Source organism: Candidatus Accumulibacter sp. ACC003 (assembly GCF_907163085.1).
Lineage (GTDB): Bacteria > Pseudomonadota > Gammaproteobacteria > Burkholderiales > Rhodocyclaceae > Accumulibacter.
Genome location: NZ_CAJQTX010000004.1, coordinates 96514 through 111812, shown reverse-complemented (window position 1 = coordinate 111812; position 15299 = coordinate 96514). Strand labels below are relative to the sequence as shown.

Sequence of the window (15299 nt, the reverse complement as noted above, 5' to 3'; positions counted from 1 at the left end):
GGTCGACCAACTGCAGGCTGCACCGACCCGGCGGAATGAGCACCTGCCGCCGGACTTGCCTGGAACGCCCGAGAAGCGGCATTTTGGCCATCCACAGATGCCGGAGAACACATGGCCGACACGCCCCCGGCCAATCATTTCGACGTCCGTGCCGCGACCTGGGACGCCGACCCCGTCAAGCAGGCTGCCGCCGTCAGAGCCCTTCGAGGATGAACAGCGTCCTGTTCGCCGATTGCAAGCCGATCTGCAAAACCTCCTGGTACTCGTCGGAGTGGTAGAAATTTTCCGCGTCGGCGACTGAAGGAAACCTGATCAACACCATCCGCGTCGGCGCCCAGAGCTTGCTCTCCTTGACGGTCAGTTGCCCACCGCGCGCCAGGTATTCACCGCCATATTTCTCGACCAGCGGCTTGGCCTGCAACTTCAGATTTCCTGATCCCGGCCGGGAATGTAGGTAGAATTCCGGAATTGCACGTGGCACTTTATTTTGACGGCCATGATTTTCTTATGGCATAAACCAAGCTTCGCTAGGAGTGCAAGGAGGAGCAGACGTTGAGGCAATCGTGGCTTCCAGGGTTTCCGGATGGTGCGCAGAAAGTGGGAGAAGGGTTGGCGATTCTGGAGAAGGATGGCCAAGCGATCTACTTTGTTGGGGGAGACAATTACTTCTCGCACCCCGTAGGAGACGACGCTGGCCGCAGGTTCGCTCTGACCAGCCTGATGGAGAACGGGCACGTCAAGGCGGTCGAACTGGAAAGGCCACCGCTGTGCATCCCGCACCGCACGCTGATGAACTGGGTGGGACAAAGCCGCAAAGCCGGGCCATCGTCTTTCTTTCGACCGGCGGCGGCGAGCCGGCCGCGGATCATGACGCCGGACAAGAGTGCCGAATGCGCGCGGCTGTTGAGCGAGGGAAAGCGTCCTGCCGAAGTGGCACGGCAGGTGGGCGTCCAGGAGTCGACGCTGCGCAAGGCGATCCGGCGCCAGGGCGTGCCGCAGTTGGCCGCCTTGCCGCAAGAGGCAGGGGAGTTGGAAGCGGCGAGCACCAAGAGTGAGCGCAGCCGGGCGGATGCGGAAGCCGCCGCGGGGATGGGCACCGCCTGCACGCGCGCCGACGAGCGGATCCAAACGGCGCTGGGATTGGCGACCGGTGCGACGACGCGCTTCGAAGCGAGCCACGATGTGGCGATGGGGGGGCTGTTGGCCGGCTTGCCGGCCTTGTGCGCGAACGGGCTACTGACCGGCCTGGATCGCCATCTCAAGCTGCCCCGGGGATTCTACAGCGCCTTGCACATCCTTCTCGTCCTCGGCTTCATGGCCCTGGGGCGAATCAAGCGGCCGGAACATCTGCGACAAACCTCGCCCGGAGAACTCGGCAAAGTCATCGGCCTGGACCGGGTACCGGAAGTCCGCACCCTGCGGGAAAAGGTCCATCTGCTGGCCAAGACGGGTGACCCGGCAGCCTGGATGCGGGATCTCGCGAAGCTCTGGATGGAAAGCGAGCCAGAAGAAGCGGGTTACCTGTATGTCGATGGTCATGTTCGGGTGTATCACGGCGAGCAGGCCAGGCTGTCGAAGCGCTACGTCTCGCGCGAACGCCTGTGCCTGCGGGGCACCACCGACTACTGGGTTAACGATGCCCTGGGTCGCCCGTTCTTTGTGGTTTCGCAGCCGCTCAATGACGGACTCGCCGAGACCCTGCTCAAGGACATCGTCCCCCAACTGCTGGAGATTGTCCCGGGACAGCCGACGCCGGCCGAACTGGACGCCGACCCGACCCTGCACCGGTTTGTCATGGTCTTCGATCGGGAAGGGGCCACCCAGAGTCTCCTCGGCAGACTCTGGAAACAGCGCATCGGCGCACTGACCTACCGCAAGAACGTCAAGGACCTCTGGTCCGAAGAGGTGTTTCAGGAACAGGAAGTCCATCTGCCGGCAGGCGGCAGCACCGGGATGAAACTCGCCATGCGCGAAACCCGACTCGGCACAGGCGATGGCAGCCTGGCCGTGAGCGAAGTTCGTCGGCTGACCCAGACGGGACATCAAACAGCCGTGATCACGACCGCCCGGCAACTCGGAAACACCACCATCGCTGGGCGGATGTTCGCCCGTTGGTGCCAGGAAAACTACTTCGCGTACATGATGGAACATTATGATATTGATGGGCTTATCGAGTACGGAGACGAATCTCTTCCCGGCACTCACCAGGTCGTTAACCCCCGCTGGCGGGAACTCGACAAGGCCGTCAGGCAAACCCGCCAGAGCGAAAGAAAACTGCAGGCCGCAATCGCCAGGACGGCCTTGAACGACGGCGGCGAAATCCAGAAAAACGCCGAGTCTGTCGAAGCACTGCAGGCCGTTCAGGAGGAGCTCAAGCGACTTTGCGCGGCGCGCAAGGCAAGCCCCCGAAAGATGACGATCGACAGTCTGCCCGAGGCCGAGCGACCGACCCAACTGCCGCCGCTGAACAAGATGCTCTGCGATACCGTGAAAATGGTCGCCTACCGGGCCGAGACCGCCATGGTGGCGCTATTGCGCCGCCACTTGAAGAAGGAGGACGACGCACGTGCGCTCATTCGCGAATTGTTCGTTTCTTCCGCTGACATCGAACCGAACGCGCTAGCCAACACCCTGACCATCAAAATTCACCGGATGGCCAGCCCAGCTCATGATCGCGCTATCGCCGCGCTCCTCGAGGAACTCACCCTGCAAGATTTTCCGCATCCGGAAACCGGGGCAAGAATGACCTTCACTCTTGTCTGAAGTGCCAACCCGGTTTCCTCCGAGATCAGGAAATCTGAACTTGTAGCTCTCGTACATCTCCGGCTTGGTCAGGTCCGTATCGACGACCAGGTATGCAGCCATTTCTTCTCCAATCAGGGCTGCTCGTTCGCCAGCCCCGGGCAGGTCGTAAGTATTCGGCCAACCCGTAGTGAGCCAGCGCCGTTGGCGAAGCCGGTTAGCGGCAGAGGACTGATCGGAAGGATCGGTGAAGGGGATAGAGCCAGATATCCTTGATCGGGAGGATCGACTTGCGGGTGGGGCACTTCTTGCCTCGGCCGGCGGTTTGGCCGACCTTGATCCAGTTGGCGGCCTGGTAGCAGGTGCCGCGATGGCGGGGGGTCTCGACGAAGGTTTCGAGCAGCACGGGGCGGTAACCGTAGCGCGCCAGCCAGTCCTTGGGCAGTTGCCGCTGCATGAGCGAGAGGATCTTGGAGGCCAGGCCCTTGCACTGGATCCAGGGCAGGATCAGAAAGCGGGCATTGTTCACCACCAGTTGCAGGTTCCTTTGTCGCTGGTCATCGTGCCAACCGATGAATTGCTCGCGCGCGGCGAGTTTCCAGGCGCTGGCGGCGAAGCTGAGCAAGGCGACGAGTGTCTCGCCGGCGAAGACGAAGTATCGGCTCTGACTGCCGGCCATGGGCGTGTGGCCGAGATAGTGGTAACGAGCGATGTACTCGTTCCACAGACGCGAGTTCGCCGAACCGACGACCTGTCGCACCGAGAGAGGCGGCAGTTCATGCACCGGCTGAGTGAGCAAGGGTTGTGGATCGGTGGCGTGCGTGGGCCGATACTCGGGTTGGCGAGGAGCGGTCCGTCGTGCAGCCGGCAGGGTGAGCAGGCCGTCGGCTTGCATGCGCAGCATGGCCACCCGGCAGGTCATATCCTTCAGATCACCATTGGGCTTGCGCCAGTCGAAGAGCTCGCACACCTGACGCGAGAGTTGTGCGCGGCTGGCGCCAGGAGGGGCCTCGATCAGGCCGCGGATCGTCTGCAGTTCGTCGGCGGTAAAGTGGCGCCCGCAATAAGGCTTCACGAGCTATCGATGGAAGGTGTCTGATTGACCGGGATGGCACGCATCTGGGCCAGACGATCGGTCGCCATCGCCCAGGGCAGAAAGGCGCTCAAGTCCGCTGGCGGCTGGTTGCCGTTGGCGGCGCAGGCTTCCAGATAAGCCGTCAGCCAGATGCGCGGGTTGATTTTCCACAAGCGCAGCGTCAGCAGCAGGCTGAACATCGTCGCGGCGAGAGCGCCGGACCAGTGACTACCCGACCCATAGAAGTTCTTGCGTGCGACCACCGGCGTACGCTGGGCGCGTTCGGCGGCATTATTGTCCATCGCCACCTCGGGGCGGTCGACAAACACGGTCAAGCCGGACCAATGCTTGTGCATGCTTCGCAGCACCTTGCTCGCCGGCATTTTGAGCGCCGGGTTTGCCAGTTCGCGTTCGCGCTGACTGGCCATCTGCACGATCGCCTGCCGCAAGAGGCGGTCGCGTTCGGCCCACTGTGCCGGGTCGTTACGGACTTCCAGGCGCCGTCCATTCAAGTGGTAGAGCTGAGCGATCTGCTCGACCCAGGCCAGTGCCCAGTCCGCGAGTTCCGGATGGGCGTTGGCCAGCTCCAGGAAGTCACGCCGCTGATGTGCCCAGCAGAAGGCCAGAACGAAGTGGTCAAGGACTCGCGCGAGTTTCTTGTAGCCCGCGTAGCGATCACAGATGATGACGCCTCCGGCGCTACCGGAGAGTTCCCGGATCGGCACCGCCGCCGAGCGGCTCGGGTCGAGCACGAAGTGGATGACCGATGGGCCGTGGAACACCCAGAAATACCAGCGATGTCCGACCTTCCCTTCGGTCTCGGCAAAAACCCGCCAGCGAGTCTCGTCCGCGTGCCACTGTTTCTCGCAGCGCAGTCGGCCAAGCAGTGCTTCTTCAAGCGGCTCGAACAGCGGCGCCAAGGCACGAAGTCCGCCGGCCACCGTTCCTGCCGAAAGCCTCAGTTGGTGGTCGGACCAGTCTCGTAGAAGCCGATGCGTCGGCTGACCGTACAAGAACTTCGACAGCAGCAAGTGCACCCAGATCGACACGCCGTACTTTCCACGCGGGATCAATCGTGCCGGCGGTGGCGCGGTCAGAATGCCGCGGGCGCCCGGGCACTGACAGGTCCGCCGGTAGCGCCGCCGGCAGATCTTCCGGCGGTAGGCTTTGACCTCGATCTCGAGAACTTCACTGTCTTCTGTGCCGGGAAAGTCGACGTAGCTCAGACCACAGTCCGGGCAATGCGGGCAGTCGATGTCGATGACCTCGATCTGCGTCGGCAAGTGGCTTTCCGGATTCCGCCCGTGACCCGTTGCTCCCGGTTGATGACCTCGACCCCGCGACGACTTCTGGTCTGCTGCCGGGTTCTTCTCGGCTCCCGAAGAGCGTTCTGACTTGCGACCAAACAGGCGTTTTTGCAGATCGCGGATCCGGCCCTGGGCCTGCTCGAGCTCGCTACGCAAGGCCGCCTCACGCGCCGCCGCTTGCTCCGCCGCACGCGCCATTTCCACCCGATGAGCGGCCTCCGATTCCGCCAAACGGACCAGCGCTTGCCGATGTTGGCTGCGCCAGAAGTTGGCCTCCCAACGGAGCTTGATTTCCTGCTCCTTGGTCAACGTCACCAACACCTCGGCGAACGGCGCCACTTGGCGGTGACTTGCCGCCGATCCTCCGCAGATAATGTCCGTAGCCGTGCCCATGCGCCGCATGGTGCCGGATTTCCGCTGCTGTGTCCAGTTCAGATCTCCGGGCTGCCCGCCAATCGCTGACGGAAGCTCGCCCACCAAAAAAACCGGGGCTACGGGTTCACCGAATACTTACGGCAGGTCTTGCTGACACGGCCAGCCAGGATGGTGATGCACGCCGTGAAACCGGCGCGGCCCATCGGCAGGATTCTCTTCTGGCGCGGCGAAATCACGCCACGCGCCACGCGCCACGCTGCGGGCAACGTACAACGCGACGTTAGCCAGTGCAAGCCGTTTGAAGCATACGAGGCCACCGAGCGCCAGCGATTTCGTGTCGCTGCGCCTGGCCCGACCGTCATGGCGAGGAGGCGCAGCCGACGTGGCAATCCAGACGACCCGCATCGCTGGCGCTGCCGGGCCGCATCCGCGTCCCGGCGCGTGTGGTCGGTGGCCACAAGCCACTGCACCTGGCGCTGTCGCATGTTCATCGCGCAAGATGAGCTCGCAGCTTTCGGCGCAGGAGAAATCGCTCGCCAGCCTGAGCGTGGAAGCAGCTGCGCGGAGCTTCCTGCGGCGCAAGACGGCGCCGGGCAAGGCGCCGTTCGAGCAGCCGGACGATGCGCAGAAACAGGCGGATCGGGGTGGCCGACCACGGCCATGCGCAAGCCGCCGGCGGTCGGCTAGGCGACCGTCACCGCCTGGCCTCGTAGGCATCATCGAACAGCTGTTCGAGGCCAGGATGAGTACCGCGCAGGCCATCGACCACCGCTTTCGCCCAAGCAAAGTATTCCTGCTTGCGCGCGAACGACCAGTCGGCCGGTGGCGAAGCGGCAAGGTCGCGCACGTTGCAGATCTTGTCCGCCAGCTTGACCAGCCGAGCGTGCCGGCCGGCGCTCGGCGCATGCTTGACCTGCAGCCGCTTACGCTCGGCCTTGGGCAGGCTCTTGTCGTCCGTGACCTCGAGAACGACATCGGCCACATCCCTGCCGAAATGGCGAACGAGTTCCTCTTCCGTGGTCTCGGTATCCTCGATCGTGTCGTGCAGGATGGCCGCCAGGAGAACCACCGGCTCCTCGATGCCCGCTTCGTTGGCGAGCACGTTGGCCAGCGCAATCGGATGGTTGATATAGGGTGATTTTTCGGCGTCCTTGCGCCGCTGCTGGCGGTGCTTGTCGGCGGCGAAGGCGATGGCGGCGATCAGTTGTTTCATCTGCGGAAGACCTCTCTACGATGCCAAATCAGGTAGTTGCGATGCGCTTCGGCCAATTCCGCAACGCGCCACATCGGCTGAACGCCAAGGAGTCTCTGCTGGTCAGGGGATAGCTGCGAACAGACCAGGAGATCACCCTTGTCATCAAAACTGATCCAGCCGCCATCGAACAGCGCGTCCAGATGCGGCGCCAGGAGCAGGCCGTTGAAGACATCTAGGCGTTCCGCATCGGTCGCGCACTGCACCCACGGCTTGATGTGCGAAGCACGCAGCAGCGCCACCACATCAAGCCCGGTGACCGCGCAACGCCCTTGCCAGTAGTCGATCAGCGACCGGCGGAAGGTCTCCTGACCGACGCGCTGGACGACCAGCCGCTCGGCCTCGGTTGTCGCCCTCAGACATTCTGCCTCGCCCGCAAACTTACTGGCCGCCTCGCCCGCCAGCAAGTGCGCGAGCCGCCCGGCGCGCTGGAGCATGGCATGCAAGTCCTCGTAGCTGCCGACCGGATCGACGACGGCTGGCCACTGCTCGGCTTCGGGCCACGCTTGCGCGCCGCAGTCCTGGGCCACCTTCTTTCCCCAGACGGCATCAGAGAAGCCGACACGATACTCGTCACCCACCTGCGCCACGACGCCCAGCCAATGAGGAAAAGCCGACGACCGGCAAACCAGCCAGTTTCCATCGCGTGCTGGCGTGTGGTCGAAACCCGCGTCCTGCGCCGCCTTCTCGATGCGAGTCGCTACCAGCGCGCCGGGGGCGGCATCTTTCGCTGTGGACGTCCCGCCATCACCCCGCCGGAAATCGTCCCAGGCGACGATGAAGGCCTCCAGGTCGCTGTGCGACTTGAAGGCCAACCCGACTGGGTAGCTGCCCCGCATCCCCGACCGGGTACGCTCGCGCCGGGCGGCGTCGTGGCGGCCCAGCCATTCCGCCAGTTCGCGCTCCGTCCGCCCGAGCAGCGGCGCCAGCACCTTCGGCGCAAGGCTGATTTCCACGGCGTTGCCCGACGCGTTGCCAGAAAAATACACGGCGCAGGTCTGACCGCTCGGTGCCCGCAGCCTGAAACCATTGCTCAGCTTCGAGTAACTCCCAAGGCCCGAAAAACCCTTACGCAGCATCTCTTCATATTCACTACTCATACACGCACCTCGTCAGCCACCTCCATGCTTGCCTCGGCCAACAAGTCCACCAGCCGCCTCCTCACGCCCGAAAGGCATTCGGATCGCCCACCAGCGTGTAGCTGGCCAACGCCATTGCCGCCAGGTCGGCCAATGGATACTTGGTCAGGAAGCTGTCCCACAAGGCGTAGAGTGCGGTAGTCAGACGAGGTTCTTTCGGGTTTCATAATGTCCTATCAGTAGGATCAACGTCCGCGCAGGTCCGGATCGAAGGCTGCTGAATGTTCGAGCACCTCCATGTGTGCCAATTTGTTTCGATAGCGTCGAAGCTTCTCGGTCGCCTGTTGAATCGTGTTTTTCATCCCTTGACTGCGTGCAACGTATGCCAGCTGGCCGATTTCCAATTCGTCGAGGTCGCTACAGTTCGCACCATTCAAGCAAATTGGCAATCTCACCATCGGCCGCATGCGTTGCACCCAATAACGCCGCCCAATTTCCAGCAATGGCAGAAGTTCGCCAGCCTGAGCCTGCCACAGGCGCTCAACCAACATTCCATGCCCTGCGGCGTGACGCAGCAGCAACATCGGATGCTCGAGCTCTATGCCGTCGAACTTGATCTTGCCCCCCGATTCCCAGGTTGCTGCCAACTCATCGGTTCGTCCTAGCGCCTTGGCAGCATCACTCAAGGCCACAACCGGATCGAAAAGCCGTCGCTCGTCGATACCGGCCAGATATTCGGCCAATTCAAAGTCCCACAGCGCTAGCTTGGCGACAATGCGCGACAACAGTTTCTCCTTCCCGCCGTCGTAACGTTTGATGCGCATCGTCTCCCGCACATGCAGCAAGATATCGAGTTCTCCCACTACGTCTTGCCATGGGGCCGTCAGCAACGCCACCGAACGTTCGGGAAAGCTGGCCAGCGGAACCCCTGCAACGACAATAACGATCAGCGGCCTGACAAGCTTTGCCACGACTCGACTCGCCACCTCGTACTCAGTCATGAAGTGCCACCAAGCCCCCCAGCGATCGCCGCGGACACCTTGCACGATGATGACCTGGCCGGGCTCAAGTCGTCCTCGCAAATGCCCGACCGAACGCCGCATATCCTCCGAATCGCAAATTTCGACCCAGCCATAGAGCTGATCGATCGGGTTCTCCTCTTCGTCATCAAATGGGCCAACGACCCGCCATCCCTCATCCTCCAAGCTACGCCGTAACGTCTCGGCCAATTCGGAGACACCGCGCGCCGGTGTCGGCAGGATGAGGTTGTTTCCATCCCGAAGGTTCTCCACGGCCTTGGCAACAAAATGCGCCGGACCAGGCAATGCCCACCAGTCCATCAAGTCCTGGCCGCCTGTAGAACCTGTTTGACGATCGGGTCGAGAGTCCACAAGTCGCCTCCCTCCCGCCTCGCAAGACCAAGCAGTTCCCCCCATCGCAAAGCGCGATCCACGACATCCCTAGAGCATTCCGATAGCTCGGCTAACTCGCTCGGCTCGGCGGGCGGACCCCATTCAGCCAGGATGCCCAGTATCTGCTGCGGTAAAGGGAGATTGAGTCCGAATTCTGCAAGGCACTTGCTCACTTCCTGGGGATCGGTCCACCTGTGCACCGCTGCGTCGATCCGGCGTTCAAATTCGTTGCCAATGCTGCGCTTCTCGACCATCGAATAAAGCAGGGATGGCCAGAAACCGGTTGCCGCCCCAAGGCGCTCACTCACGTTGGGCAGCTTCAAGTCCTCGAGCCATTGGCGGACGAAGCTCTCCCGCCAGGGAAGCATAGACATCCAGGGGATTTCGAGTTCACGTAACGCCTCATCGCCGAGCACTCCCCACATCATCACGGGATCGGCGACGAAAACGACAGAAACAAAGCGGCTTGGCGAGCGCAAGCGGGCCAGGAGACGCTTAGCATCTCGAACCCAGATCCCGCTCCAGGGGACCGTATCGGGGACAACGACGAGCGTCAGTCCGTCATACTGGTTTTTCTTGGTGATGTTCTCGAGAGCACTGGCAAACGCCACATGGTCACCACACCCATTGATCTCGAGCAGCGTCCCGCTGCTGGTGAGTGCGAGGTAGTCCTTGAGCGCGGGGACGAGGCCATCCGAGCCGGCGGCAACCGATCCCGCCAGGGCCAGGATTGAGTTCTCTTGGCTGAGAAGTTCACTCAATTGCTGGTAGGTCAGAGGATTTCGATGCGGGCTGTTCGGCTGATCCCTGAGATGCGCCCGAAACGCAGCCGAGTCGAACTCCCCGGTCGGCTGCCGGGATTTGACGAGAACGGTCTCTATCTCTTCCTGATTGCCGAGCAGCAGGAAGATGTTCGGATTGCGCAAGCTGTAGCGCCGCTCCGGGTTTCGCGAAAGGACACCCAACTCCACCATTTCATCAAGCAGCACGCGAAAATCCAACTCGCTGGTATCGTGAAACCCCTCAGACCACCACTGCATCGCGCCCCTTTGCCAGATACTCCGCCAGTCCATCCCCTCGTTGTGGGGGCATCGACCGGCCAGAGACTCAAGAGCCATGGCATACGCGACTACCTCGTAACGCAGATCCAGTTGCAGGGTCAGCCGGAACTTGTTGCGAATCTCATCGCGAAGATCCCCGCTCGAGTAGACCGCTTCGATATCCTGGTTGGTGATTCGGTAGCGTGGCCCCGGCGGGCGCTGTGCGGTGCCCACCTTCGCCAGCATGTGACGCAACAGGTGGTGACAGTAGAGCTGGATGAGGCTTGGGTAATAGTTGGTCTGAGCCAGGATGCGAATCACGAGGCTTGGGGCATCGAATTCAAATCCTGCCGCCAGCAGCGGCTTCCGCACGAGATCCTGCGCCTCACGGATCTCGTGCTCATCAATGAAGGGACCGATCTTTATCGGCTCGCCGAAATGCGCCAGCGGGTGGTTGGCACGCTCGGTCATCCGCAAGACATTGTGCAAGCCGGCGAAGACGACTTTGAAACGCCGCTGCGTCACGTCCATCAACTGCTTGAGGCGCCGGGTTTCGGCAAAGTCACGCCGTCCATCCTGCTCGAAAAAGCGGTCAGCTTCGTCGAGAAGCAGAAGGATGCGCCGTTCGGCGTTGTCATCGAGAAACCTGCGCACCTCCTGGAGCAGCGCATCCACGCCACCTCGTTTTGCCAGGGATGCAAAACCAAATGCCTCGCCAAGCACGCCAGCTTCTTTCAGCCTGGCAGCCAGCGGGAGCCAGACCTCGGATGCCTCACGATTGACGCCGACACCCTCGGCACGGAGATCGATCCACGTCGAATACCGCAGCTTTCCTGGCGCGTGAAAAGCCTGCTCGGCACGGCGCATCAAGGCAGTTTTGCCCAACTGACGTCCGCCATAGATGAAACAGCGACCATTCACCCCCTGGATGGCGTTGAGTTCTGCCGCGCGGCCAAAAAACATTTCGGGCGGCACGAGGCCGGCCGTTGCGTCGTATGGGTCGGAATACGCGAAAGGCAAGGCGGTCGAGAAGAATGCCGCCAGCCGGGAGCCGCTCTGCCCCGCCAGAAACAAGAGCATCACCTCGTCCACCAGAACAAAGCTCTTGTGAGCCACCTTCGTCTTTCGGCTGATATCACGCCACTTGCGCTCAGACATGCGGCCAAAGTAGAGAACGATAGTCGCCCGGTGCAGGCTGGAATCACCGATCATCTGAACGATGTCGTCTTCCGTCGGCCGTTCCCACCGGCAGATCACTCGATAGTTGCCTTTTGCACCTGATCCAAAATGCGGTATCGGACAAACGGAGCGATCTTCAACGGTCGTGGTCGTCATTTTCCAGACTTCCATCCCCTGAGTCTTCTCTTCCCGGGAGGGCGGCTTGGGCAGGACGAAGCCTATGCCGCTGAAGAACGATTGAAGTTTCGCCGCGTCGGTTTCGCGACGTGATTTCAGCATCGACCAATCTGAAAACATCTTCGCCGCCTGATCCAATTGTGCGCCATCCACCTTTCCGAGTTCCAGGCCGGGTATCGCCTCACGCTTCCTGATGGTCAGTTCGACGGGTTCCCTCGCTTTCCGACTGCTCAGCCAATCTTCCAATGCGGCAACACACGACACGAAAGAGCGGAAAGGATCAGCGATGAGCAAGTCCTCTGGCCAGGGCGACAGACCGTTGCGAACCCGTTGCAGCAACTCGTTGGCGGTTGCAATGTCTCCCTCGTTGACCACCCTCTCCACTTCCGCCAGGTCACCTGCATTCCTGCCGGATCGCGCCAGCTCTGTAATAGCGCCATGGACTTCCCCGGCCCTGTCGTCGCGATTCCTGCAGATGGATGCTGAAATACCGGTAATTGAACGAAGCGCCAAATCGAAATGCCCATGTTCGGCCGTCTGCGCCTCGACAACGACAAGATCGCTCTCCCAGGCACCACGCTCCGGATCCGAAATGTAGCCGTAGGCCGAACCAATCTCGATGTTGCGGCGTGCCTCCTGTAGTGCGGATTTCAGCTTTGCGCGCCAGCTGTCACGTTCGCGGCGGAGACTGTCTTCAAGATCCAGCGTTGAATGCTCGTCGCCGGAACACATCAACAACAACCGAGCACCGAACACGTCACCACGTTCAAGTCGCGCATCGAAGGCGTCCATGAATGAGACCGGCTCAGCAAGCCACTGCCGGATCGACAAGAGAAGTTCTACCTCTGGCGTCTCGATCGACCAATCGGCGCCAATCCTGATCGATGGAACCCATAGCATGTCTCGCCCAATCACTTCGTCTGCTGGCGGCTCGCTTGCCGGCAACGGGGGCGATTCGGGATCGAAAAGAGCCTGAAGTGCCTGAAGCTCTCGCAATGCAGTCTTCTGCGAACTCGCCACAAGTCCCCACGAGTCGCTGTCGGTCGCAGTCAGTTCCGCCCGAATAGGTTCGCGCAATTGCTCCAGTTTCTCGCGGATGTTCATCAGGAGCTTGCGCATCTGGTCGTTCGACGGACTCTGGCTTTCGCGCAGCGCCACCCAGCGCCTGGCGAGTCCGATGGCCTCCCGCGTGCATCGCGCGAGGTGATCCAGCGCACCCGAATGGATATCTTCGCCCCTGACCCGTTGGTTCTCCGTCCGGTCCGTCTTGCGGATCAGCTTGCGCAGTTCCGAGTGATCAGACAGCAAACGAATCGAGTCCCTTACCTCGGCCAATTCAGAGGTCCTGTTCGACGCCACCGGAGACACCAGCCTCGTGATCAAGCCATCCGGCTTCAACCACGCGTGCCAAACCTTTGTCGCCGCCGCAAACTTGATCGTCATGGCCGGCGCTTGAATTCTCAACCAGTCCCCAGCTTCGGCCTGCAGTACCAAAAAATCGTTGTCGATAGCCGCCTCGGAACGTGCCTGGCGAATCGATGCCAGCTCTATCCGAAAGCCCAGCAAGCGGTCACTGGATTCCCGCAGAGACTGGACGAGCGAGTAGAGCGACTTGTAGCGCCCCTGACTCTCGAGATGCAGGTAACCGGCTATGGCCGAGGCGCCGCTCTCCGGACAAAGTACCATCGGTCGCAACGTCGCTGCCACGAGCAGCAGGTTCAACGCCGTATGCCACGTTTGTGGGCCGTCCTCATGAAACCACTTCTCGGAAAAATTCTGGAGCCTGGCAGCCACCGATTCGCGCAAGCCACCATCAGGAAACACCAGAGAATGCGCCAGCGCGACCGCCTCCAGCAAGTCGAGAGGCGGTGTTCGGATCCGATCATCCTCTGTGCCCAGGGCTCTGGCGAACTGGCAGGCCATCGACAGGTTCCCCCGTGCTAGAAGCGCCCAGATCGGGCCGCATGCGTCGCCGGCGGCGGGGGAGTAAATCTCCTCTCGCGTTCTTTCCGCCGCTCCACCGGCAATCGGAATGCAGGGGCTGGTTTCCTCACGAGTTGGTATGGCGTGCTCAGCCAAGGCCGTAGTGGCTGACTCTGGCATCAGGTCAGACGCAAGCTCAGACACCGCCTCAGGCTCCGGCGCGGGGGCAGGCAGGATCTCGGCTTCCGCCGCAGCCTCTTGTACCGGCTCGGCGACGGACAGCGGGAGTACTGCATCAGGCTGTGCCGGGCCTACCGCGAGTGTTGGCTCCATCGATTGTGCATCCATCCCAAGAGCACTCGCTTCCGGCTCAACCTCCCGAGAGTCATCAGCCCCCGTTTCGAATAATCGGCAAAAGGGGCTGGCAGCCGCCAGGAAGGCATCTTGCAGAGACTCGAGCTTCTCCTCCAGATCCAGCAGCGCCCTCTCTCGCTGGCGGCGCTTTCTTTCGAAAGGCTTGCGCTCGATAGACGATTTCGCCGCCTGTAGCTGCCGACCCAGAGTATCGAGCTTGTCCTGCAGGGCCTGACGCCCGCCCGCCTCGGACTCGAAGGCGATGCCGGCAAGCGCCGTCCTCCCACAAGCGGCGTCGGCGTCGGTGGACAGCGCTTCCAGATCGGCCTCCGGTGGTTCGCCCAGCGCTTCCTCCCAACGCTTTTCGAGGGCCCGCAGCATGGTGACGTCTAACCAGGCAAACTCTTCTGACTTGCCGCTCCACTCACGGCAGAGTGCAATCAGCGCGCCAACGTTCGCCTCGATCGCCTCGCGCAAGCTCTCCTCCGCTGCAGGCAAGTGCTCTACCATCAACCCGAATTCTTCGCCAAGGCTCACCAAGTCGGCGACGGACTGCCGAGACGGTCGACTCCGCAGCTCGTCACGCAGGCCGTCAAGCCTTTCCAGTAGGGCATCCCAATCCGCCTGTAACCCAACTGGGGTCAACTCCTGGGTACTGGTCGACCGCCCGAATTCCTCAGGCTCAGCCTCCGCGTAGCTCGGCTGAAAATCACTGCACAGTTCGACCGCTCGTCGTACGAACCACGCGCTCCCCGATGCCGAGCACAGAGCGAAAACCGCGTGACTCACTGCCCCCCGTCGCGCTTCGTCGCGTTCTGGCCAGTGCGCGAGTTCGTCGACGATCTTTGGCCAGAGCATGAAGACGTTTAGCGACGGTTTCGTACCTAACAGGGCCAGGTGTTTTTCTACACCAGCCCTGATCTTGGGCCATGCCGTGCAACTGGCGAGCAGCAACTCCTCGTCGAACGAGAGCTTGATCCAGTCGTTGTCGAATTCATCGAGGAAAAACAGATCAACGGAGTACGCATAATCGATTGCCGTGCGCCGTCCGGCCTGGCGCGCGCCCCAAAAATAACCCATACGGGCTGTGGGATTCGACCAACGGCGGATGAGTTGCTTGTCCTTTTCCGCAAGGTGCGCGACTCTGTCACCCAGCCACTTGGTGATGATCGCGTCGAAACAGGTGGCGCCTTTTGGCAACTCGCTCAGACTACGCTTGAGGTCGCGGTTCAGGCCCTTCGCCTGCAATTGCTTGAGCAGGACAATGGTGTTGCCATCCCGTTCCAGCACGTCATCGGGTAGACCGACGATAGCGTCCTGCGATTCTTCACAAGGCATGATGGTCATCCTCTTCTGATCAATGGATTCATTGCTGATTGTGCTA

General features: G+C 61.6%; 8 protein-coding genes. 1 reads left to right on the top strand and 7 read right to left on the bottom strand.

Annotated features, from left to right (window positions below):
* Positions 1-193 precede the first annotated feature (193 nt).
* Positions 194-421 carry a DUF1330 domain-containing protein gene (locus tag QZ656_RS07410; protein ID WP_291992807.1) on the bottom strand — a complete coding sequence of 76 codons (228 nt, stop codon included), beginning with the start codon at positions 419-421 and terminating at the stop codon, positions 194-196.
* A 188-nt stretch (positions 422-609) separates the two neighbouring features.
* Here QZ656_RS07410 and QZ656_RS07405 point away from each other — a divergent pair, with 188 nt between their 5' ends.
* A complete protein-coding gene (locus tag QZ656_RS07405; RefSeq protein ID WP_291991554.1) occupies positions 610-2763 on the top strand; it encodes a helix-turn-helix domain-containing protein in 2154 nt (717 codons plus the stop codon).
* Between the two features lie 196 nt (positions 2764-2959).
* On the opposite strand, the gene QZ656_RS07400 is transcribed toward QZ656_RS07405, so the two are convergent.
* From QZ656_RS07400 to QZ656_RS07375, 6 genes are all read right to left on the bottom strand, one after another.
* A complete protein-coding gene (locus QZ656_RS07400) occupies positions 2960-3817 on the bottom strand; it encodes a DUF4338 domain-containing protein (RefSeq protein WP_291992806.1) in 858 nt (285 codons plus the stop codon).
* On the bottom strand, positions 3814-5526 hold the full coding sequence (locus QZ656_RS07395; RefSeq protein WP_291992805.1) for an IS66 family transposase: 1713 nt from the start codon (positions 5524-5526) through the stop codon (positions 3814-3816). The genes QZ656_RS07400 and QZ656_RS07395 overlap by 4 nt, the downstream gene beginning before the upstream one ends.
* 667 nt (positions 5527-6193) lie before the next feature.
* Positions 6194-6712 (bottom strand): HD domain-containing protein, encoded by a 519-nt coding sequence (locus QZ656_RS07390; RefSeq protein WP_291992804.1) that lies wholly within the window; start codon positions 6710-6712, stop codon positions 6194-6196.
* Positions 6709-7851, bottom strand: a complete 1143-nt coding sequence (locus QZ656_RS07385; protein ID WP_291992803.1) for an HNH endonuclease — start codon at positions 7849-7851, stop codon at positions 6709-6711. Before QZ656_RS07385 ends, QZ656_RS07390 begins: the two co-directional genes overlap by 4 nt.
* A gap of 224 nt (positions 7852-8075) precedes the next feature.
* Complete coding sequence (locus QZ656_RS07380; protein ID WP_291992802.1) at positions 8076-9173, bottom strand: hypothetical protein; 1098 nt, start codon at positions 9171-9173, stop codon at positions 8076-8078.
* Positions 9170-15262: an AAA family ATPase gene (locus QZ656_RS07375; RefSeq protein WP_291992801.1), complete on the bottom strand. Its 6093-nt coding sequence runs from the start codon at positions 15260-15262 to the stop codon at positions 9170-9172. Before QZ656_RS07375 ends, QZ656_RS07380 begins: the two co-directional genes overlap by 4 nt.
* Between the last annotated feature and the right edge of the window lie 37 nt (positions 15263-15299).

What these genes read in the sequence shown, in the direction of transcription:
- QZ656_RS07395 (WP_291992805.1), bottom strand. Translation starts at nt 5,526, where the DNA reads ATGCGGCGCATGGGCACGGCTACGGACATTATCTGCGGAGGATCGGCG.
- QZ656_RS07390 (WP_291992804.1), bottom strand. Translation starts at nt 6,712, where the DNA reads ATGAAACAACTGATCGCCGCCATCGCCTTCGCCGCCGACAAGCACCGC.
- QZ656_RS07385 (WP_291992803.1), bottom strand. Translation starts at nt 7,851, where the DNA reads ATGAGTAGTGAATATGAAGAGATGCTGCGTAAGGGTTTTTCGGGCCTT.
- QZ656_RS07375 (WP_291992801.1), bottom strand. Translation starts at nt 15,262, where the DNA reads ATGACCATCATGCCTTGTGAAGAATCGCAGGACGCTATCGTCGGTCTA.